The sequence below is a fragment of the Bradyrhizobium sp. LLZ17 genome (genome assembly GCF_041200145.1).
GTDB lineage: Bacteria > Pseudomonadota > Alphaproteobacteria > Rhizobiales > Xanthobacteraceae > Bradyrhizobium.
In genome coordinates this window covers 2,760,068-2,779,187 of the sequence record NZ_CP165734.1, presented here as the reverse complement: position 1 = coordinate 2,779,187, position 19,120 = coordinate 2,760,068, and the positions used below count along the sequence as shown (strand labels likewise).

Annotated in this window: 20 protein-coding genes and 3 pseudogenes; 11 read left to right on the top strand and 12 right to left on the bottom strand. The window is 63.7% G+C overall.

Annotated elements, in window-relative coordinates; all coding sequences use genetic code 11:
• Positions 1-192: 192 nt before the first annotated feature.
• Both AB8Z38_RS13695 and AB8Z38_RS13690 read right to left on the bottom strand, forming a co-directional pair.
• Positions 193-420: a hypothetical protein gene (locus AB8Z38_RS13695; RefSeq protein ID WP_063994857.1), complete on the bottom strand. Its 228-nt coding sequence runs from the start codon at positions 418-420 to the stop codon at positions 193-195.
• A gap of 193 nt (positions 421-613) precedes the next feature.
• Complete coding sequence (locus AB8Z38_RS13690) at positions 614-973, bottom strand: response regulator transcription factor (protein ID WP_369725668.1); 360 nt, start codon at positions 971-973, stop codon at positions 614-616.
• A gap of 263 nt (positions 974-1,236) precedes the next feature.
• Between AB8Z38_RS13690 and AB8Z38_RS13685 the strand changes: the two genes are divergently transcribed.
• The 5 genes from AB8Z38_RS13685 to mdoH all read left to right on the top strand — a co-directional run bounded on the left by AB8Z38_RS13685 (position 1,237) and on the right by mdoH (position 6,140).
• On the top strand, positions 1,237-1,458 hold the full coding sequence (locus tag AB8Z38_RS13685) for a hypothetical protein (protein ID WP_354208961.1): 222 nt from the start codon (positions 1,237-1,239) through the stop codon (positions 1,456-1,458).
• Positions 1,459-1,481: 23 nt separating this feature from the next.
• On the top strand, positions 1,482-1,727 hold the full coding sequence (locus AB8Z38_RS13680) for a hypothetical protein (protein WP_369725667.1): 246 nt from the start codon (positions 1,482-1,484) through the stop codon (positions 1,725-1,727).
• Positions 1,728-1,763: 36 nt separating this feature from the next.
• A complete protein-coding gene (locus tag AB8Z38_RS13675) occupies positions 1,764-2,231 on the top strand; it encodes a hypothetical protein (RefSeq protein WP_369725666.1) in 468 nt (155 codons plus the stop codon).
• 286 nt (positions 2,232-2,517) lie between these two features.
• Entirely contained in the window at positions 2,518-4,029 is a 1,512-nt protein-coding gene (locus tag AB8Z38_RS13670) for a glucan biosynthesis protein G (protein WP_369725665.1), read from the top strand.
• Entirely contained in the window at positions 4,017-6,140 is a 2,124-nt protein-coding gene (gene mdoH / locus AB8Z38_RS13665; protein WP_369725664.1) for a glucans biosynthesis glucosyltransferase MdoH, read from the top strand. The genes AB8Z38_RS13670 and mdoH overlap by 13 nt, the downstream gene beginning before the upstream one ends.
• A gap of 509 nt (positions 6,141-6,649) precedes the next feature.
• On the opposite strand, the gene AB8Z38_RS13660 is transcribed toward mdoH, so the two are convergent.
• From AB8Z38_RS13660 to AB8Z38_RS13650, 3 genes are read right to left on the bottom strand one after another with little or no spacing between them, the layout of a single operon-like run.
• The gene (locus tag AB8Z38_RS13660; protein ID WP_369725663.1) at positions 6,650-6,898 is read right to left on the bottom strand and encodes a hypothetical protein; all 249 of its coding nucleotides are present in this window, start codon (positions 6,896-6,898) and stop codon (positions 6,650-6,652) included.
• Positions 6,891-7,079: an antitoxin VbhA family protein gene (locus AB8Z38_RS13655; protein WP_369725662.1), complete on the bottom strand. Its 189-nt coding sequence runs from the start codon at positions 7,077-7,079 to the stop codon at positions 6,891-6,893. The genes AB8Z38_RS13660 and AB8Z38_RS13655 overlap by 8 nt, the downstream gene beginning before the upstream one ends.
• Positions 7,072-7,299: a hypothetical protein gene (locus tag AB8Z38_RS13650; RefSeq protein ID WP_369725661.1), complete on the bottom strand. Its 228-nt coding sequence runs from the start codon at positions 7,297-7,299 to the stop codon at positions 7,072-7,074. The genes AB8Z38_RS13655 and AB8Z38_RS13650 overlap by 8 nt, the downstream gene beginning before the upstream one ends.
• A 170-nt stretch (positions 7,300-7,469) precedes the next feature.
• On the opposite strand from AB8Z38_RS13650, the gene AB8Z38_RS13645 reads away from it, so the two are divergent.
• The gene (locus tag AB8Z38_RS13645) at positions 7,470-8,396 is read left to right on the top strand and encodes a Ku protein (RefSeq protein ID WP_369725660.1); all 927 of its coding nucleotides are present in this window, start codon (positions 7,470-7,472) and stop codon (positions 8,394-8,396) included.
• 22 nt (positions 8,397-8,418) lie between these two features.
• Positions 8,419-8,661: a hypothetical protein gene (locus AB8Z38_RS13640; protein WP_369725659.1), complete on the top strand. Its 243-nt coding sequence runs from the start codon at positions 8,419-8,421 to the stop codon at positions 8,659-8,661.
• Between the two features lie 212 nt (positions 8,662-8,873).
• Here AB8Z38_RS13640 and AB8Z38_RS13635 read toward each other — a convergent pair.
• Positions 8,874-10,866 (bottom strand): annotated as a pseudogene (locus AB8Z38_RS13635) (protein-L-isoaspartate(D-aspartate) O-methyltransferase).
• 340 nt (positions 10,867-11,206) lie between these two features.
• Between AB8Z38_RS13635 and AB8Z38_RS13630 the strand changes: the two are divergent.
• Positions 11,207-12,217, top strand: coding sequence for a hypothetical protein (locus AB8Z38_RS13630; protein WP_369725658.1), 1,011 nt, complete (start codon positions 11,207-11,209; stop codon positions 12,215-12,217).
• Positions 12,218-12,258: 41 nt separating this feature from the next.
• Here AB8Z38_RS13630 and AB8Z38_RS13625 read toward each other — a convergent pair whose 3' ends face one another.
• The gene (locus AB8Z38_RS13625) at positions 12,259-12,522 is read right to left on the bottom strand and encodes a hypothetical protein (RefSeq protein WP_369725657.1); all 264 of its coding nucleotides are present in this window, start codon (positions 12,520-12,522) and stop codon (positions 12,259-12,261) included.
• A 196-nt stretch (positions 12,523-12,718) separates the two neighbouring features.
• Complete coding sequence (locus AB8Z38_RS13620; protein WP_369725656.1) at positions 12,719-13,153, bottom strand: ArsR/SmtB family transcription factor; 435 nt, start codon at positions 13,151-13,153, stop codon at positions 12,719-12,721.
• Positions 13,154-13,386: 233 nt separating this feature from the next.
• On the opposite strand from AB8Z38_RS13620, the gene AB8Z38_RS13615 reads away from it, so the two are divergent.
• On the top strand, positions 13,387-13,608 hold the full coding sequence (locus tag AB8Z38_RS13615; RefSeq protein WP_369725655.1) for a twin-arginine translocation signal domain-containing protein: 222 nt from the start codon (positions 13,387-13,389) through the stop codon (positions 13,606-13,608).
• Here AB8Z38_RS13615 and AB8Z38_RS13610 read toward each other — a convergent pair.
• Entirely contained in the window at positions 13,526-13,987 is a 462-nt protein-coding gene (locus AB8Z38_RS13610) for a helicase-related protein (RefSeq protein WP_369725654.1), read from the bottom strand. The genes AB8Z38_RS13615 and AB8Z38_RS13610 overlap by 83 nt on opposite strands.
• An 85-nt stretch (positions 13,988-14,072) precedes the next feature.
• Here AB8Z38_RS13610 and AB8Z38_RS13605 point away from each other — a divergent pair.
• Positions 14,073-14,594: pseudogene (locus AB8Z38_RS13605) on the top strand (glutathione S-transferase C-terminal domain-containing protein); the annotation flags it as partial.
• 66 nt (positions 14,595-14,660) lie between these two features.
• Here AB8Z38_RS13605 and AB8Z38_RS13600 read toward each other — a convergent pair.
• Positions 14,661-14,843 (bottom strand): annotated as a pseudogene (locus AB8Z38_RS13600) (glutathione S-transferase C-terminal domain-containing protein); the annotation flags it as partial.
• Between the two features lie 398 nt (positions 14,844-15,241).
• On the opposite strand from AB8Z38_RS13600, the gene AB8Z38_RS13595 reads away from it, so the two are divergent.
• Complete coding sequence (locus AB8Z38_RS13595; RefSeq protein WP_369725653.1) at positions 15,242-15,694, top strand: hypothetical protein; 453 nt, start codon at positions 15,242-15,244, stop codon at positions 15,692-15,694.
• Between the two features lie 106 nt (positions 15,695-15,800).
• On the opposite strand, the gene AB8Z38_RS13590 is transcribed toward AB8Z38_RS13595, so the two are convergent.
• The gene (locus AB8Z38_RS13590) at positions 15,801-18,467 is read right to left on the bottom strand and encodes a 3'-5' exonuclease (RefSeq protein ID WP_369725652.1); all 2,667 of its coding nucleotides are present in this window, start codon (positions 18,465-18,467) and stop codon (positions 15,801-15,803) included.
• Positions 18,468-18,564: 97 nt separating this feature from the next.
• Positions 18,565-19,023 carry a hypothetical protein gene (locus AB8Z38_RS13585; RefSeq protein ID WP_369725651.1) on the bottom strand — a complete coding sequence of 153 codons (459 nt, stop codon included), beginning with the start codon at positions 19,021-19,023 and terminating at the stop codon, positions 18,565-18,567.
• Positions 19,024-19,120: the final 97 nt, after the last annotated feature.

Sequence of the window (19,120 nt, the reverse complement as noted above, 5' to 3'; positions counted from 1 at the left end):
ACGTGGAAACGGCCCGCCCGAATAATCGGACGAGCCGTCCAAGTTGAGCTCCTATTTCGCTCAATGCATGTGAACTAACCAATCACCCAGCAACGTCGACGACGATTACCGCGGGTACGGCCCGCAACAACAATACTGGCATTGTCAGTCCACTCTCAAGGTTCGATCAGGGCGTAGTCGTCCCGTCGAGTCCTACTGTTCGGTGCAGACCTTCGTGGTCTTGACCGCCGATTCCGCTTCCGTCTTGGTCTTGTAGACGCCGTCGCCCACGACCGTCGTGGTGGTCGTCGTCGGCTTGGTGTCCACCACGGTGCACTTCTTGGTGGTGGCATCGCGCACGACGTAGAACTCGGCGGCGCTGGCCGCCTGCGTGCCGAGAGCGAACGCGGCGAGAGCGCCGCAAACGATCAGTTTCTTCATCTCATGTCCTCCAGTGACTCGAAAGTAGTCGTTGCCAACGGCGGCATCCTTCGAAGGTTCCGGCTGTTACTGACACGCGGACAAGGGGGACTGCCGTGCCGCGCTTCAGCGGCTCCGTACGGCCAGACAAGCTGCCGAACAGCCGAGCCGCCACCGCGTCGGGCTCAAGGTGAGGTCCCCCGCTGAAGGGCCGTCAATTCGGGGAAGTGCGCCTGCGCATGGTTTTCACGGCTCTGACGATGTCCGCCGGATCATAGGGCTTCTGCAGGACCAGGCTGCCAGATACCGGACGCGGCGCGACGGGCGAGAAGCCGGTCGCGTAGATCACCGGGAGTTCGGGATCCTGCTCGCGGCATCGCTCGGCGATCTGCCATCCGTCCAGACGCCCCGGCAGTCTGACGTCGGTGACGAGCACGTCGGCGACTCGCCTCCCGCACCATGCCAGCGCGTCTTCGCCATTGGCCGCATGGATGACTTCGTAGCCCTCCTCCCGCAGAGCCTCCACCACGAATTCGCGGATGAGGGGGTCGTCCTCGACGAGAAGTATTCGCACCGGCGGCTCCCGGAAATCCTTACATCTGATGCCAGTTTGCGAACGGCCGAAGCTATGGACCGTTCCCGCAAACCCCCTCGCGTCCAACGCACGTCCGGCCGGTCCATCAAGCGGGTCTTTGGGATTCAACGATGCGCGAGGGGGCGCCTGGGAAGCCAAGCCGGTGCCGCACGCGGTATTCGGCGAGCATTCGCCGTCCGGAGCGGAACGGGCTTGCTCGATGCGACTTGATTCTCCGAAGTGCCTCAGCTCGGAGAACGATCATGAAAGCGATCTTGGCCATCACCTGCCTGTCCGTACTCGCCTTGGCATCACCGGCGGAAGCCAAAGGATGCATCAAGGGCGCTATCGTCGGCGGCGTAGCCGGCCACATGGCGGGCCATGGCAAGCTGGGCGCCGCGGCGGGATGCGCGATCGGACATCACGAAGCCAACAAGCAGAATCCGAACAACTCGAACGCCCAGGCGCCATCGGGGCAGAAGTAGCGCACGGACACCTGGGCTGCGCGATGAGGATCAGATCGCATTCCGAGAGCCACATTGTCGAACTCGACGATGGCTCGCGCTGGCAGATATTTCCTGGCGATCTCGATTTGACGCTGAACTGGAAGCCCGAGACGGAAATCGTCGTCATGCCGGCTGACGATGATCTCAGTTCTCACGTGCTGGTCGGCGGAGACGCAAAGGTGCGCGTGATCGGGGACGGCGAGAGCTGGCCGGTACGTGAGGTCAAGTCGGCGCTGAAGGAAGGATAGGACCGGGGGGCGGAACGCGACCCGGAGGGAAATGCGATGAAGGCAACGATGGCGGCTCTTGCCTTGGTACTCGCTGCCTCGACAGCGACGGTCTCGGCGCAACCGGTGAGATGGACCAGGTACACCATTCCGCAGACCGGCACCGCGGTGGATTTCCCTTCGTCGATCTTCACGGAGGAAGCCGGCAAGCCGGACGGGTATGGCCAACGCTTCCGAACCGCCGACGGGCGCGCCGACCTCACCATCCAGGCCGCGCCCAACGTCGCAAACGATTCACCCGCCGCGTTTCTGGCGAAGAAGCACCCGCCTTCCCGCATCCAGTACAAGCGGGTGACACCGCGCTTCTTCGCGGTTTCCAGCTACAAGGGCGACAAGGTTTTCTACGACCGCTGCAACTTCTCGGGGCGGCTGGTCCATTGCGTGCTGATCAACTATCCCGCCGAAGAAGAGCGCGCCTGGGACGACGTCGTCACCCGGATCAGCCTCTCCCTCAAGGGCAAGTAGGTCGCCACCGGGTTCTCCGAATAACGAGCTCCGTAGGTGCGCGCTCAGAGCGCGCTGAGATCGTCCGGCACGTCGCCGAATTTCCTGCTTGCTTCCGTGCCGGTTTCGCGATGCGAAGCGCACCGCCCCTCGTTTCCCAGCGTGGCCGGCCTGCGCGGTTCTGGATCCCGCGTACAGGCCGAGTTGATCGGAGGCGCGACGCCCTTGCCGCTAATAGACGGCGATGGAACTCGCGGGCCCCTCCGTCGTTGCTTGGGCGCGGCACCAGTAGCGAGTGGGAGAGCGCGTGAACCGACGCCAGCTTGTTCGAGGGTCGGCGGTGTTGCCGGCATTGCTGCTCGCTTCGCGCACCGGTTTCGCCGCCGCTGTCCCGCCGGAAGGCGCGTTCAGCCCTTCCTCCGTGAGGGACCTCGCCCGCATGTTGGCGGGAAAACCCTACGAAGCGCCGGACGAGAAGCTGCCGGGCGGCTTGAAGGATCTCGACTACGATCAGTACCGCTCGATCCGCTTCCTGCCCGAACGTGCCCTTTGGCGCGGCAAGAATCTTCCTTTCGAAGCGCAGTTCTTCCATCGCGGCTTCTTCTACAAGAACCGGGTGAATATCTTCGAGGTCGCGGACGGAAAGGCCACCGAGATCAAATACCGCAAGGAGGACTTTTCCTTCGGCGAGAAGGTCCCGGCGTTCGACGAGACCGATCTCGGGTTCGCCGGCTTCCGTATCCACGCGCCGATCAACCGTGCGGACTATTACGACGAGGTCTGCGTCTTCCTCGGCGCGAGCTACTTCCGAGCCGTCGCCAAGGGCCAGACGTACGGGCTTTCCGCCCGGGGACTTTCGATCGATACGGGCGAAGCCAAGGGCGAGGAATTTCCGGTTTTCAAGACCTTCTGGCTCGAGCGGCCGGCGCCGGGTGCGACGTCGTTGGTGATCCATGCTCTCCTCGACAGCAAAAGCTGCGCAGCGAGCTACCGATTCACCGTGCGGCCCGGGGACACGACGGTCTTCGACGTCGAAATGTCGGTCTACCCGCGCGTCGAAATGCAGCGGGCCGGGCTCGCGCCCATGACCAGCATGTTCTTCTTCGGTCCGAACGACCGCAACGAGGTCGACGACTTCCGGCCGTCCGTCCACGATTCCGACGGCCTTGCGATCTTCAATGGCAAGGGCGAAAGCCTCTGGCGGCCGCTCAGCAACCCCCGCGACCTCCAGATCAGTACCTTCCAGGACCTCAATCCGCGCGGGTTTGGCTTGATGCAGCGGGAGAGAAACTTCTTCGCCTACCAGGACATCGAATCCAGTTTCGAGAGACGGCCCAGTCTCTGGATGGAGCCGATCGGGGACTGGGGCGAGGGCGGGGTGATGCTGTTCGAGATCCCGACCAAGGAGGAGATCCACGACAATATCGCCGCATTCTGGCGTCCCAAGAACCCGTTGCAGGCCAAGAGCGAACACAACTACACCTATCGGCTGCACTGGGGACCGGACAGCCCGAAAGCGCATTCGCTCGCCCGTTTCACGCGCACAGGCATCGGGGCCAGGGGCGAGGACGCGCGCCTCTTCGTCCTCGATCTCGTCGGCGACAACCTGAAAGGCATCGACCCTGCGGGCGTCAAAGGCGTCGTGACGGCAGAGAAGTCCGAGGTGAAGAACATCGTCACGCAGCCCAATCCCTACACCGGTGGTTGGCGACTGAGTTTCCAATGTCAGGTCAAGGGCGAGCCGATCGAACTGCGCGCGTTTCTGACCGAAAGCGACAAGCCCTTGTCGGAAGTCTGGGTCTATCGATGGGCGCCTTGAACCCGTCACCTAGATCGATCGTCGGCGATATCGCGACTCAACGCCTGCTGCCGCGCGAGACCCCGCTCCCCATGGCGCCGGGCGATCTCGGGAAGAACCGCGTACCGGACCGTGTTCCTGCACCTGTCGCCACCACGATGGCTTGGCGCCGAGGCCTCATCCTCCTCGCGACGGCCGCGCTCACAGGGGCCGGCGGGTACGAGATGTATCGCGTGCTGCAGGTCGGCGGCGTCACCGTTCTCGAAGCCATGGTGCTGGCGCTATTCCTCATCCTGCTCGCCTGGGTGGCCTTTTCCTTTGCCTCCGCGGTGGCAGGCTTCTTCGTGCTGCTGGCGCACGGTCCCGACCAGGACGCCTTCGCGCCAGGTGTGGAACTGCCTGTCATCGCAGCCCGCACGGCCATGCTGCTACCCACCTACAACGAAGACCCGCACCGATTGACGGCCCGGCTTCGGGCGATCATCGAGTCCTTGGAGGCGACCTCGCACGTGGAGCTGTTCGACTGGTTCGTTCTGAGCGACAGCACCGATCCGGACATCTGGGTCACCGAAGAAAAGGCGCTAATGGCGTTGCGACAGTCCGTCGGAACAACGCGGCTGTATTATCGCCACCGGCCCGACAACAGGGCGCGCAAGGCCGGCAACATCTCCGAGTGGATCACCCGGTTCGGCGCCGTCTACGATTTCATGATCGTGCTCGATGCCGACAGTCTCATGAGCGGGGATACCATTGTCCGGTTGGTCCATGCCATCGAGACGAACCCCACCGCTGGGCTGGTCCAAACGCTTCCCATGATCGTCAACGCGCGAAGCCTGTTCAGCCGCGTCCAGCAATTCGCCGGCCGCCTGTACGGTCCGCTGATCGCCGCGGGCGTGGCCTGGTGGCACGGCTCGGAAGGCAACTATTGGGGACACAACGCGATCATCCGGGTGAGGGCGTTCGCCGAAGCGGCCGCGCTGCCGCAGCTGCGCGGGCGCAAGCCTTTTGGCGGGCACATCTTGAGTCACGATTTCGTCGAGGCTGCGCTGATGCGGCGGGCTGGGTGGGGCATCTACATGCTGCCGATGCTCGGGGGCAGCTACGAAGAGGTGCCGCCCTCGCTGCTCGATTTCGCGGCGCGCGACCGACGCTGGTGTCAGGGCAATCTTCAGCATCTGGCCGTGGTCCCTACGCGGGGTCTCCACTGGTTGTCGCGCCTGCATTTCATGGTGGGTATCGGGGCCTATCTGACGGCGCCGCTATGGCTGCTATTCCTGCTGCTGGGAATGCTGACCTCGCTACAGGCCCGCTTCGTGCGTCCGGAATATTTCCCCAAGGGCTTCTCGTTGTTTCCGACCTGGCCGGCCCAGGATCCCGTGCTCGCCATCTGGGTTTTCGTCGCCACCATGGGCCTGTTGTTGTTGCCGAAGCTGCTCAGCTTGGTCCTCGTCTGGACGCGGCGATCAGCGCGCAGGCAGTTCGGCGGCGCGTTGCGCACCGCGGCCGGGGTTCTGGCCGAGGTTGTCGTGTCCGCGCTGATGGCGCCCGTGATGATGATCTTCCAGTCGATCGCGGTCCTCGAGATCTTGGCCGGCCGCGATGCGGGCTGGCAGACGCAAAGGCGCGACGACGGCACGGTGGAGCGCCGCGAGCTTTATCGTAAGTACGGCGTCCCGACCTTCTGCGGGATCGCCATGGCCGTGAGCGCCTACGCCGTTTCGCTACCCCTTCTGCTCTGGATGTCGCCGGTCATCGTCGGGTTGCTATTCGCCGTTCCCATAGGCGCACTCACTGCCAGCCCCACGTCCGGCAAATTGTTTGCCACGCCGGAAGATCGAGAGCCGCCTCCGGTCCTGCGTCGAGCGAACGAATTGAGCGCGTCCGCGGACGCAGGGGTCAAACCGGCCTTGCTGGAGTTGCGCGAAGACGCCGCGCTCTTGGCCTTCCACCTCGCACAGCTGCCCCCTCCCCGCGCCGCGCGCCCCGACATGATCGATCCGAACCTGGCGGTCGGCCGCGCCAAGATCGATGCGAGCGACACTTTCGAGCAAGCCTTAGCGCATTTTTCGTCCCGGGAGGTTTTCTCGATCTTGAACGACGGTTCAGTGCTGTCGGCGCTGATGCAGAAGTGAATGAACACTGCTGGCTGCTTAAGAGCGAGACCGCGCGGAGCGGCGCCCCATAATTCAGCCACTGCAGCGATGACAAACAAAAAATGAGCGTGGAAGCCGCCCGAGCGTTCGCCGGCGTTTCCAAGCCAGACGGCCGAAGGCCCCAGCTCTGGGGGGCTAGGGGGCTTTGAGCTGGGGCCAGTTCGGGGGTCGCCCCTTGGGGCAGGGGCATCGGGAAAACTTGGTACTCCCGCAGTCGTTCCTCTGAGCGCAACGAAGTTCTTCGACCTGGCCGCCCGGCGAGCAGAGGTCGCGGCCGCGCGTCATCGGGTGGGTAGCTTGCCTAGTGGCGGCCTTTTTGAGGGGATTCCGCTCTCGGCAGAGATCATCGACCTTGGCTCGCATCCGGCCGAGCAGCAATTCGGCCGAAGCGGTCGCGATGCCGGCCCGCTGCAGCATCCGGATCTCGCGTTCCTGCGCGCGGAGCTGGCCGCGCATGCGTTCGATCTCGCTGCGGACTCAGTCGAGTTTCACAGCGCGCTCAGGTCGTCCGGCACCTCGCCGAACTTCCGGATCACGGTGGCATCTCCGAAGTCGCCCGTCGCCGGATCCCCGCTGCGGCTGAAGGCCACCGCGCCGACGATGCCGGGCTTCCGCGAAAGCGCCTCGGCTTTCATCACGGCCGCGTTCGGATTGAAGCACTCGACCGCCTCGCCGGCGGCGATGCCGTCGTCGGAAGGGACGAACGGCAAGGCGACGTAGTAGGTCACCTCAGACATCGTGCCTCACTCCGTGATGCCGGAGCACGTTTTGGCGCATCTCGTCGGCCGAGATCTCACCGGCGGCATATCGGGCAAGCTGCTCGCGGACGAACGCCGACGGCTCGCCACCCTCCATACGCGTGATCGCGACGGCATTCATCACGGCCTTGGCGCGGGATTCGAGATCGTCGTCACTCATCTGCCACGCCCTTGCGGACCCGCGAAGGAAGCCGTCCGCGGGCGTAGCCGGTCGACACCTTCCTCCGGAGTTGGTCGAGCTCGGCCTCAAGGAAGTCGTTCGCGACGATCAGCGCCCTGACGGCTTCCCGGGCATCGCCGCCGCAAGCCGCGATGGCCTGGTCGGCGGCGGCATCGAGGTCGTCGGGGAGCGGTCCGGATGGCTCGGGGGTAGCGATCATCGGATTATGTTCTCATTTTGTTCACAAGAGTCAAGCGCCGGGACCGTGTTTCGCTGGTGGCTGCTGCAGGGGCGGGCTTGAATTGCGTGGATCACGGCCGGAGCTGTCGGAACCGCGCCGCCTCGTTCGTCTTGAGTCCGTGTCCCCGTACCCTGGAGCGTTGCGTAGCCATGGCCCCCCGCGCGAACTGGAAAGGTTTCCTGCGTCTGTCCCTCGTCACCTGCCCGGTGGCGCTTTATCCGGCCACCTCCGAGAGCGAGAAGATCAGCTTCAACCAGCTCAACCGGCAGACCGGCCACCGGATCAAGTACCTCAAGGTCGACAGTGACACCGGCGAGGAGGTACCCAACGAAGACATCGTCAAGGGCTATGAGCTCGAGAAGGGGCAGTACATCGAGGTCACGAAGGACGAACTCGAGGAGATCGCGCTGGAATCCACGCGGACCATCGAGATCGACGAATTCGTCGACAGGACGGACATCGACCCGCGCTACCTGATCCGCCCCTATTACGTCAGGCCGGACGGCAAGGTCGGACACGACGCCTTCGCGGTGATCCGCGAGACCATCCGCGAGATGGACAAGGTCGCCATCGGCCGCGTCGTGCTGACCAACCGCGAGCACATCATCGCGCTGGAGCCGATGGACAAGGGGCTAGTGGGCACGCTGCTGCGCTACCCGTACGAAGTTCGTTCGGAGCAGGAATACTTCGACGAGATTCAGGACGTGAAGGTGACGAAGGACATGCTCGATCTCGCCAGGCACATCGTGAACCAGAAGGCGGGCAACTTCGAGCCGGAGAAGTTCGAGGACCACTATGAGAGCGCGCTGATCGAGCTCATCAACCAGAAGCGCGCCGGCAAGCCGATCACGCCGAAAGATAAGCCGGCGGCGACCAACGTGGTCAATCTGATGGAGGCGCTGCGTCGGAGCGTTGGTCAGGAGGCCGCGCCGGCGAAGGCGGCGAAGCCTGCCAAGAAGCCGCGGAAGGCTGCTGCGGGCCAGAAGGAAATGCTGATGCCGATTGCCGGCAAGAAGCCGGCGAAGGAAGCTGCGGCGAAGAAGCCGGCGGCAAGGTCGCAGCGGAAGTCCGCCTGACAAATAGGAGAGCCGCATGGATATGAAAGAAGCCTCGGCAATGACGGAAGCCTCTGGACTCACGAACGAGCAGGACGGCGTCGATCGTGCGTCCGCGGCGAGGTTGCGCGCCGAGGCGGAAGCGAGCCGCCGGCCGCTGCAGCCCACTTCGCAGGATGCCGCGATGCGCTGGATCGACCAACTTCGCAAGGTGACTTTGATGGCACCGCTGCAGTCGCTGTGCGTGGCGTTCCTGCTCGGTGTATGGGTCGCGCGCCGGCGCTAGACCCGTTAGCCGGCGATGCCCGCCAGTTAGCTGTGGCAAAACGGTTCGGCTACATGCAGGTGGTCCGGAAAGCCGCGTGCGCGGAGGGAGAGGTCGGCCGGCATCGTGCTGGTCGCGGTCTTGACCTCGTCGCAGTGCATCTCGGCACGCGCGCCTCGATCTGAGGGTGGTTCCTGAGCTCCGAGGGCACTCGCTGGTCGGAGCCCTCGCCGTCAGAGTCCGAACGGATAGGTGTCCGGGACGCCAGCGCGGCGATGTTCCGGTCCCAAGGGCCTGACTGCCTTCGTCTCATCGAACCACAAGAATGCATCAAACTGCTGAGGCAGCGACGCTTCGGCGTAATGGCTTTGCAGTTCGGTGTTCGGCCGGTAGATGACGCCGATGAACCGTTCGAGCCGCGGCTCGAGCAAGCGACGCCGAAGGCTCTCGTCCCGGCGAAATTCAAGCAGGCCGCGTGGCACACCGGCATCGTGGAACTGCCGCTCGTAGCTGTCCGGTCGAGAGGGCCGCACCTGCATCACTTCCATCTCGCCGTCCCAGTCCGACGCGGCGGCCACGGTGCCGGTATGGGTGCCGAAGCCGACCAGGGACGCCGCCTCGGCGAACTTCTCTCGACAAAGCTGACCGATGTTGAGCTCCTCGCGGACCGCCCCCATCTCGGTGAAGCGGGCGTCGCCGATATGTGAATTATGCGCCCAGACCACCGCCTTGGATCGCGGCCCCTGGGCGTCCAGGATATGGCCCAAGGTTTCGAACATGTGCGTGTCGCGCAGGTTCCAGGATCTCGGGCCCGCCATAGTACATGATCCGATAGTAGCGCTCGGCGGAGGCGATCAGCCGCGCGTTCTGCGCCGCGTCCAGGAAGCTGTCCGGATCGTTCGCGGTGTAGTCGAGTTGCTTTCCCAGGATATCCTGACACTGGCGAACCACCTCCGCCTCGCATTTCCGGTAGGCTTCGGTCACGACGGCGCGGCCGTAGGTCGAAGGTTCGCGCTGCCAAGGGGTTAGGCATCCGTAGCGCTCGCGCGCCACGGCCGCGGCTTCTGGATCTACGCCATCGAGGTAGGCGAGAACGGCCGCGATCGAACTCCGCATGTTGTAGATGTCGAGCCCGAAGAATCCGGCCCGCTCGCCTGCCGGCTTGCTTTCGTTGTGCTCGCGCATCCAATTGATGAAAGCGGCGACGTCGGTGTTTCGCCACATCCAGGTCGGGAAGCGCTCGAACGGCTTCTCGCCCGAACCGCGCGACGACCGGTGGCGAACGTAGCGATCGACCGCCGCGGCGTCGGGCCAATCGGCTTCCACCGCGACAGTCGTGAATCCGTGCTTCTCGATCAGGCGCCGCGTGATCGCAGCGCGCGCCCGGTAGAACTCCGACGTGCCGTGGGTGGCTTCGCCCAGCAGCACGACCCGGGACTGCGCAAAGCGATCGAAGAGGGCGCCGAAGGCGGGATCGTCGAAAGCCGGCAACGGTTCGAGGGCGGCGCCGATCATGTCCGTGAGCGAGCGGAAACGCGTGCGCCCGGGGACGTGATTGCTGGCGGAGCGCGCGCCGTCCTCCGCCCATCCGTGCTCTCCGATCAGGGGCACGAAGCGAACCGCCCCGAAGGCTTCTTCGTCATATTGGATGTCGCTTCGGCGTGTGATCCGCAGCAGCGATTGTTCGTGCTCCAAATCGCCGACTGGGATGACGAGACGGCCCCCAATGGCCAGTTGGCCCTTGAGCGCGTCCGGTACTTCCGGACCGCCGGCCGCGACGAGGATCGCATCGAACGGCGCCTCTTCGGGCAACCCGCGGGTGCCGTCGCCGGTATGGACGACGCAATTGTCGTAGCCGAGCGCCGCAACCCGCTCGGCGGCGACCCTGGCCAGGGCGCGATGGCGCTCGACGGTGTGAACCGTTCTGGCGAGCCGCGATGCGACCGCCGCCGCATAGCCCGAACCGGTTCCGACCTCGAGCACCTTGTCCGCTGGCTTCAGCTCGGCCGCCTCCGTCATCAGCGCGACGATGTAGGGCTGCGAGATGGTCTGCGCGTTCGCGATCGGCAGGGCGCCGTCCTCGTAGGCGAATTCCTCGAAACCGGATTCCACGAACCGCTCCCGAGGGACCTGTGCCATCGCGTCCAGGACGCGCCGATCACGGATGCCGCGGCGTGCAAGTTGAACCTGGACCATGCGGTCGCGAAGCTGTGCGAATTCGACCATGGCCGCGCCGTTCGTCAGAGTTCTGGTGCGACAAGCCAATTGGGACGAGCCGGACAGGTTCCTCCTACGACAAAGTATTGGGTTGGGTGGCGCGCCGGCGCTAGGGTCGCCTCGACGCGGGCCGTCGGCCGCTTCGGAACGAACGCAACGCAGCGCTGTTGGTCGCCGATAATCGGAGTGCTCGATGCACTTGGCCCGCCGGTCACATGGACGGAGAACGATCTCCGCGGGAAAGTTCCTGATCGCTGTCTTGGTCGTCATGGCCGCAGTGCATCTCGCTACGCGTGCGGAGACGTGACGTGTTCGGGCGGAGTTCGCCTGGCGCCGCTGGCATTCCGCCATGATCATTCAGACCATCGAGATTGCTGCCGGAATGGTCCTGGTCGTCTTCGCGCTGCGCGATGTATTCGACACGGTGGTCGTCCCGGGCGAGAGCAGGGGCGCACTGCGCGTGGCGCGGCGGCTCCTCGCCGTCGCGCTGCCGATTTGGAAGTGGGCTCGCCGAGGCAAGAGCGGGGTCTCGACCAGCTTCGCGCCGTCGATCCTCATGGGCTCCTTCCTCATCTGGATGGGACTTCTCTTGCTCGGCTACGGGCTCATCGCGCATGCGCTGGGGGACTGGTTCTCTCCGTCGGCCGATTTCCAGGAGGCGCTGTTCATCGTCGGAAGCGCGTTGTGCACGGTCGGCCTGAGCGGGATCGAGGCGCACGGACCGGCGCGTTGGGCCCTGATCTGCGCCGGCCTTTCAGGCCTCTCCGTTCTGACCATGGCGGTGACGTACCTGCTCGAAGTGCAGGAGGGAATCTCCCGCCGCGACGCCGGCATTCTGAAGCTCACCACCGCCGCAGGCGACCCGCCTTCGGCGCTCGGACTGCTCGAGCGCTACGCCGACCTCGACTCTCCCGAGGAAATCAGGCGCGTCCTGTATCGAGGGCGCGACTGGTGCGCTTCCGTGGTGCAGAGCCACGCTTCTCATCCCTCCCTGATCTACTTCAGGTCGGCGTCGGTGGGCGCCGGCTGGCCCGCCACGCTCGGCGCCATGATGGATCTCGCGCTCATGTTCGAATTGCTGATCGACGAGCCCGCGACCCGGGCCCCGGCGGTCCTGCTCCGAAGCGAAGGGTTGCGTCTGCTGGACGAATTGAATGGTTTGGTCGGCCTCCAACCGGCATCTGATGACACCACTGCTGCGGAGGCGCCGCGGCTATGCGCCCGCTTGACAGCGGCGGGCTACAAGGTGCGTTCGTCGGTCGACGCCGCCGAGTTCGCGGACCGGCGGCGAAAGCACGCGGGTCGGGTGCGTGCCGCTGCGGAGCATCTGGGCACCCTGGCAGCACCGCTGATCGCTTGATCGTCGATAGCGGTATCGGACCGCGGGTTGTCCGGTGCGCTTCAGTCTGGGCGGCACTCGGGGCAGGTGTCGCCGATCGAATCCAGCACTCCGCGGATCTCGGCGATGGCCTGATCCGGAGATAAGCCATCCGGTGGCTCCTGCGTGGCGATGTCCAACGCGAGCTCCCGCGCATGCGGGTCGGCGCGGTCCTGCATCCAGCCGTGCTCCTCGCATTCGCGAATGGCGCCGGCCTCCTGCAGCACCGAGATGGCCCAGCCGCGTAGCGTGCGGATCGCAGGCCGTCTTTCCATCGTCATCAGCATCGAGATCGCTCCTGCCGAGACGAATCCTTGGGGCCGCCGGCTCGTTCCGAGCGGTTAGCACGGGTCAGGGATTCCGAAATGCACAGGCTACCGCTTGTCCACGTGTTCCGTCGGGCTGTGGACGACAGTCGAATGGAGGTGTCGCCTGATCAGGGGCAGATGTCGGGCACGATGCCGCAAATGGTCGCGCCCGCCCTCAGTTCTTGCGCTTGGCCGTCTTTTTCGCCGCTTTCGCCTTCGGCGCGCAACACGCCACCGCATCCTCCGCCACCAGATTGCAGAGCTCCGGATGGCGGTCGCAGCAGTCGTTCACCAGGAAGGCAATGATTGACCGCACGCCCTCGACGTCGGACCGATAGATGATGGTGCGGCCCTCGCGCGATGAGCGAAGGAGACCGGCCCGAACCAAGATGGCCAGATGTGAGGAGAGCGTGTTGTGCGGTGCGCCAATAGTCTCGGCGATCACGCCTGCGGTAATACCCACCGGCTCGTGCTTCACCAATAGCCGGAAGATTGCGAGCCGGGTCGGCTGGGCCAGCGCTGCGAGGGCCGAAATCGCGTGCGCCTCGCTCAAAGCGCCGGCTGGCACCGCGTTCGCGTGGCTCGCCGCGGCCAGCGTGGTTTTCCGCATCGAAAAGTCCCCGGATTGAAGCATCGAGTCGCGCGCCTTTCTAGCCCAAAGGACTGGTGACAAGCCACAACGTTTCGACTATTGAATATGTCGAGAAATCTCGACATATCGTACATACTTACTTTGAAGATTGAATGACAACGATCGAGCGCTCCGGCCCGTAGGCGTACCGGCCGCCCATCCGAGGAAACCAGGCGCGGGTAGGCGTACCGGCGCACCTAGGAGTATTTACCATGTCGCAGCGTTGCGATCGTATGGTCGATGTCGGCCGCCGAAAATTCATGAGCGGAGCCGGCATGGCCGCCGCCGGCGTCGCAGTCACCTCAGTCGTCACCAGCCCAGAAGCCAAGGCCGCTCCCGCAGCGGCTCGTGTCAACTATCCGGCCAATCGGCTTGCCGGACTGCATCTTGCGTCCGGTCCGGTTCTTCTGCGCTCCCGAGCACGGTGTCTCTGATCAGCGTCGGGAGCTTGGCGAGAATGGGCTGCAAGCCGCCCACCACGTTCTCGAACAGATTGATCCGATCGCGGGCTGCCACGTACACGTCGGCCTCGACAGTGCCGGCATAATGCAGATTCACGATGCGGATGTCCGTGAAACGTTGCCCGAGCCTGTCGATGCGGCCGATCCGCTGCTCGACGCGCATAGGATTCCATGGCATGTCGTAATTCACCAAGGCCCCGCAGAACTGGAAATTGAGCCCCTCCGCGGCGGCATCGGTACACACCAGTATATCTGCGTGATGTTCGCGAAAGCGCCTTTTGACCTCTTCGCGGCTGATCCGCTTCCACGAACCATCGTTGCCGCGGACTTCGCCTCCACCCCCGAGAAGCACATTATCGACCGGCCGGTTCGCTCGACCAGATGGTTGCGCAGATAGTCCATCGTATCTGTGAACTGAGTAAATACCATCGACTGCGGGTATCGGCGCAGCACAAGGCGACTACTATCCCAAGAAGTTGCGCGAGGAGATCGATGGCGTGAACGCGCGCATCTACAGCACTCTGAACAACGGCGTCTACAAGGCCGGCTTCGCCACCAATCAGGAGGCCTACGAAGAGGCGGTCGCCCCCCTATTTGACACGTTGGACTGGCTGGATCTGCGCCTTTCGGATAGGCGCTTTCTCTTGGGCGATAGCATTACGGAGGCGGACATCCGGCTGTTCACGACCCTCATCCGGTTCGACGCGGTCTATTACGGCCACTTCAAGTGCAATATCAGGCGTATAACTGATTACCCAGATCTGTCGTCCTACACGCGCGACATCTTCCAGACACCAGGCGTGTCGCAGACCGTTGATTTCGACCACATCAAACGGCACTACTACGCGAGCCATCGCTCGGTCAATCCGACGGGCATCGTCCCGGTCGGGCCGGCGCTCGACTTCGACGCGCCACACGACCGCCAACGGCTTGGCGGCGGCACCGATCAGACCGCGTAGCGCGGCGCGTTGCCGGCAAGCCGCCCGTGAAGCTCCAGCATTCGATGCCGCCAGCCAGCAATTTGGATTGCCGTCCTCAAGCAGGCGAAATTCACTGATCGCCCTCGCACGCTGAAAGACGCCGAACAAGGAATAGTCCGTGTGGTCGGGGCTGTCTCCATCCAGATAAGGTTGTCCCGCCAGCGTGGCGCGCAATTGCCGTAAATCGGCGCGTCCTTTGACCCCAGTTGGCGCCCCGCCGATCGACAATCATCGGCGCAATAGGCGAGGGCCAACGGGCGGCGCGCGTTAGACGGAACGTCCACACTAGCGTGAATGAAGATGGACCGAGTACCGTACACCGCCTGCAAGGCCACCAAAGAGTCGCGCCAAGTAGGCGCCTATCTGGTTCACTATCCTGGGCAGAAATGCGCGGCAGGGTATAGGTTCATCATCTGAGAGCATGCGCACCAGCAATCGAACCTCTCAAAAAAAGCTGCGTTCAGGGCTTGGTCGAAGGGGCCGCTTATGAAAAGGCTCCCACAAGAAGCCGCGACAACATGCTCTAGCACTCCGTCACCACCACGACGGTCGGGGGTGAGAGGGCTGTTCTCCGAAGTCTATGATTTTACGAGAGAGCTTTTCGACTTTGGCGGGCCCGCGCCGAGGTGAAGAAGGCTCTCAAGTATTCACCTAACCTAAAAGAATACATCATCATTACAACGGCCAAGAACGACAGGGTGCTGGATCAGTTGGCCCAGAAACTGACGCTTGATCAGGCCAAGAAGAAGCGAAGTATCCGCATTGAGGTTTGGGGCTGGGGAACACTCGAAGAATGGATTGACCAATATCCCGCCGCTCGGCAGGCATTCGATCCGGGGTGGAGCCCCTCACTCCAAGCATTCCAAACACAGCTCAATCGAGTAGCTCAGGTCCAGAAGTGCCAACCGACCGCCGCTCAGGTTCAAGGCATCGCAGATCAAATTCAGCGGCAAACATCTGTTCAGGCTTATGCCCTGCCGCCTGATTTCGCGGAAAGCCAGCTCAGGCTGAGCTGGAACGTGCAAATAAGAGACGCGGGTTTGGCGAGGCAAATATTGCGCAGGAATTTGGTGAGTTAGCTGCCCGCGTCGCGGCTGGAAATTTGGCACCTATTGCACTACGCGCAGACGCGCTAGAGCGTGCAGCAAGGGCAAAATCTAAGCGCACAGCAATCATGTCGCTCTGTTAAATTCGGGTTGAGAACCGATCGAGTGAAGTTATCGTGCGCCACACGATGTCGAGGTCGTCCCGACGGTAAATTTCCTTTCGGAGGTAGTCCAGTTCGGCGTCGACAGTATCGGCGTCCACGTACCAGGCCTTGGGGCGGCCATCGGTACCGTCGTTCCACCGATAGCCACGCTGTTTGAGCGTGTCCTTCAGCGCGAATGGCGCGCCGTCAGCCCAGATGCGGTGCTGAGGGCGACGGGCGCGATCGAGCAGAGCCGCAAGCCCGGATTGCTTGGTGCCCGGAAGGTCGAGTGCCAAGATCTCGAGGACTGCGTGACAATCATCCAGCGCCCGATGAGCGTCGTGGAAGAGACCGCATTGTGAGAGCAGATAGGCGAGGCGGGCGCCAGCAAGGCCATGGGCTTTCCAGTCGATGCCCATCGCCGAACAGGCCCAGTGACAGTTCGCGAAGAAAGGCCAGTGCCGTTCCGCAACCTTGCGGTCGAAAGCGGCGTTATGCGCGATTACAATATGGCTGTTCGCCACGAATTGCTCGAGCGCCGTGCTATCGACGTGGTAACCTTCGACCATGGTGTCCGTGATGCCGGTCAAGGCGGTGATGGCAGGCTCGATCGGTGCCGACGGTTGTTGAAATCCTTGGAAGGTGTCGATGATCGAGGTGATCCGATCGCCGGCATAGCCGAATTTGATAGCGGCGATCTCCAGTACCTCGTTGCGCGTCGTGTCAAGGCCGGTCGTTTCCAGGTCGATGATCAATCCAATCCGATCGGTCGCGGACCGGGGCTGGGTACTCCGCGGGACGAGGCGGCGCAGGACTTTGTAGTTGCCCGTGGCCTCGAGCGAGCGCGCCATCGTCTCGGTCGTTTCGGCATCCGTGGACAGATCAACCTCCTGCGAGCCCGGCACTTCGGAGGGAGCCTTCACTAGTGGATTCGTCGGTCGCCTCCAAGGCAGGCCGAACGGAGTGTTCGATGGCTTGTACATGATCGTGGTCTCAGTTCCGGGTCGCGTTGGCGTCGCGATCGCGTAGGATGACTTCGACGAGCTGGCGCAAATTGCGGACCGAGCCCCCTTCCACGAGGATGCGATGGCCGCATGCTCATCGCGATCAAGCGGGGCAACCCAGCGAGCGTCGAGACCGCGGTCGCGGGCGAGGCCGGCGATGACAGCCGGCAACAAGGCATCGAGATGGTCGCGCGAGGGCAGCGCCAACGTGACGACGCGGAAGCGGTCGAGCAACGGGCGGGGAAGACCCGCCACGCTGTTAGCGGTGGCAACGTAGCTGATGTGGCTGAGGTCAACGTTGCTCTGAAAAAATGGATCGGGGTAGCGGATGCTGGTCTCGGACTCCAAGAGGCCGAGCAAGCAATCCCAGAGCCGCCCGACGCCGTCGGGACGGGTGCCCGCACTCATCCCGCCTGCTTTTTCCAGCTCATCAAGCAGCACCATCGGGTTGGCATGACCGGCACGAGCGATCGCTAAGAACGGATGGCAGGGCTCGGCGGAACTCCAACGCCGGTCGGTCCCCGCGAAAACTGAGTCGGCCCGGGAAGCATCGGTACGCCAGCAAGACACTCCTAGGAGCTCGGCGATCCGGCGTGCAAACAGAGACTTCCCTCCACCGGGCTCCCCCAGATCCAGGATCGGACGAACCAAAACAGTCGGCCTGCCGACGAGGTCGGCGATCACGATGTCGATGACGTTCTTGGCGTAGGGAAATTCCAACACGAGCGCGTTGCGGACCTGCTCGAGAGGCGGTGGCGTGACGAGGGGCACGACCTTGTTGATGACGCCCTCGAATTGAGGAAGCAGGTCCTTGAGCCTGGTGTTCTTCATCTCCTTCACGGGCAGCTGTGCGACCACGCATTGATGCAGTCCCGTCGCCGACGCTGGAGGGACTCGCTCCCGTGGTGCTGTCCGTTCATCGATGTCTTCGGCTTCGCCTCGTTGACTGGAAACTCGCGCTTCGGTCCTGATCCGCATGGTCTCCACGGCGGCCTCGATCCGGCGGGTCGCAGTCAGGTCGCCGAAATTGCTGGCCTCGGCCGCGGCCACGAGGCCCGGTCGCGGGTAGCGGGGCAGGCGGTGCTGCAGCGCAGGGATCATGGCCCAGCCGACGCAGAAGGTCTCGATGTCGGCGGCGAGCTGCAGATCTATGTCAGCCGGCAGCCGAGTAAGGGCAGCCATGAGCGTCCGAGTGACGCGCCGGTAATCCTCCGAACTGGCCAGATCGGTCTGCATCGGAAGGCTGAGCACGCGGACGCAGTCGGCGAGATGTCGGAGTTCGGGAGCGTCATCGGCGACGGCACACCGGTCGAGGTCCTTGGCTAGAGCGAGCGCTGTGGCGGCGTCGTCGACGGTCGCGAACTTCGCGGTCAGCGGCAAGCCAGGGCGCAGCATCTCGATGTCGGCGACCAGACGATCATGTATGTTGCGGCTACGTTGGTTGATGAGGAGCGCAACGCGCAAGATGCGGGGCAGGTTCTTGAAATTCTCTTCGAGGTCGGCGGCATCGGCCGCGGCGCCGCTCAAGATGATGTCCTCATCGACGATGGGCAGGTCGAAGTCGTCGTCAGCGCCGTCACCCAAGGTTACGTTCGGCTCCATGTTGACGTCCGTCTCGGGGACGGTGCCCGCCTTGCCGGGCTTGGAGGCCTTGCTCATGCGTGCGCCCCAATGAGGCAGCCGCTCAATCGGGAGCTGCCGTTCATGTTCGTCGTGGGTGCCGTCCAGCTAAGTTTCGGTATTAGGCGCTGGAGCTTCATGCGTCGCTATCCTTGCTCGGGCGTTCAGCGAACGCGGTGGTCAAGATGACCCGGGCTTCGCTGAACTTGTCCCGTTCGCGCGAATGCCGGCCACCGTAGTCCAGCCAGGAGTCGGCGAGTTCAGCTGCGAGTTCGTGCCCGACGTCGGTGAGGCCGATGACCTGAGCCATAACCAACGCCGACGCTGCGTTGCCGGCGAGCGCCGTGCGCATCAGCGCCGTCATCGTGATGTCGACATAGAGCGTGATCTCGTTGATCGGCATGAGCTCCACGGCCCCGCCGATGGCGCCGCTCGCGTCACCGCGCATTGCGGCGGTGAGATCATCGCCACCGTAGAGGACGCTGATCGCCTGGAGCGTCGTGGTCAACAGCAGCCGCTCGGCGGCACGGAACACGACGGCGGCAACAGCCGCCACCACGCCAAGGGCGAATAGCTCTCGGCGTTGAAGGGCCAAAGGGCCGGCCTCTTGGGGCAAGCCGAACTAGACAGCTCCGTGGTGACGCCACACTTGCCGCCGCCAACCCCTTGATCGAGGGTCTTACCCTTGGTGC

What these genes read in the sequence shown, in the direction of transcription:
- AB8Z38_RS13655 (WP_369725662.1), bottom strand. Translation starts at nt 7,079, where the DNA reads ATGAGTGACGACGATCTCGAATCCCGCGCCAAGGCCGTGATGAATGCC.
- AB8Z38_RS13620 (WP_369725656.1), bottom strand. Translation starts at nt 13,153, where the DNA reads ATGCGGAAAACCACGCTGGCCGCGGCGAGCCACGCGAACGCGGTGCCA.
- AB8Z38_RS13695 (WP_063994857.1), bottom strand. Translation starts at nt 420, where the DNA reads ATGAAGAAACTGATCGTTTGCGGCGCTCTCGCCGCGTTCGCTCTCGGC.
- AB8Z38_RS13590 (WP_369725652.1), bottom strand. Translation starts at nt 18,467, where the DNA reads ATGAGCAAGGCCTCCAAGCCCGGCAAGGCGGGCACCGTCCCCGAGACG.
- AB8Z38_RS13625 (WP_369725657.1), bottom strand. Translation starts at nt 12,522, where the DNA reads ATGCTGATGACGATGGAAAGACGGCCTGCGATCCGCACGCTACGCGGC.
- AB8Z38_RS13680 (WP_369725667.1), top strand. Translation starts at nt 1,482, where the DNA reads ATGAGGATCAGATCGCATTCCGAGAGCCACATTGTCGAACTCGACGAT.
- AB8Z38_RS13615 (WP_369725655.1), top strand. Translation starts at nt 13,387, where the DNA reads ATGTCGCAGCGTTGCGATCGTATGGTCGATGTCGGCCGCCGAAAATTC.
- AB8Z38_RS13685 (WP_354208961.1), top strand. Translation starts at nt 1,237, where the DNA reads ATGAAAGCGATCTTGGCCATCACCTGCCTGTCCGTACTCGCCTTGGCA.
- AB8Z38_RS13645 (WP_369725660.1), top strand. Translation starts at nt 7,470, where the DNA reads ATGGCCCCCCGCGCGAACTGGAAAGGTTTCCTGCGTCTGTCCCTCGTC.
- AB8Z38_RS13640 (WP_369725659.1), top strand. Translation starts at nt 8,419, where the DNA reads ATGAAAGAAGCCTCGGCAATGACGGAAGCCTCTGGACTCACGAACGAG.
- mdoH (WP_369725664.1), top strand. Translation starts at nt 4,017, where the DNA reads ATGGGCGCCTTGAACCCGTCACCTAGATCGATCGTCGGCGATATCGCG.
- AB8Z38_RS13650 (WP_369725661.1), bottom strand. Translation starts at nt 7,299, where the DNA reads ATGATCGCTACCCCCGAGCCATCCGGACCGCTCCCCGACGACCTCGAT.
- AB8Z38_RS13675 (WP_369725666.1), top strand. Translation starts at nt 1,764, where the DNA reads ATGAAGGCAACGATGGCGGCTCTTGCCTTGGTACTCGCTGCCTCGACA.
- AB8Z38_RS13660 (WP_369725663.1), bottom strand. Translation starts at nt 6,898, where the DNA reads ATGTCTGAGGTGACCTACTACGTCGCCTTGCCGTTCGTCCCTTCCGAC.
- AB8Z38_RS13630 (WP_369725658.1), top strand. Translation starts at nt 11,207, where the DNA reads ATGATCATTCAGACCATCGAGATTGCTGCCGGAATGGTCCTGGTCGTC.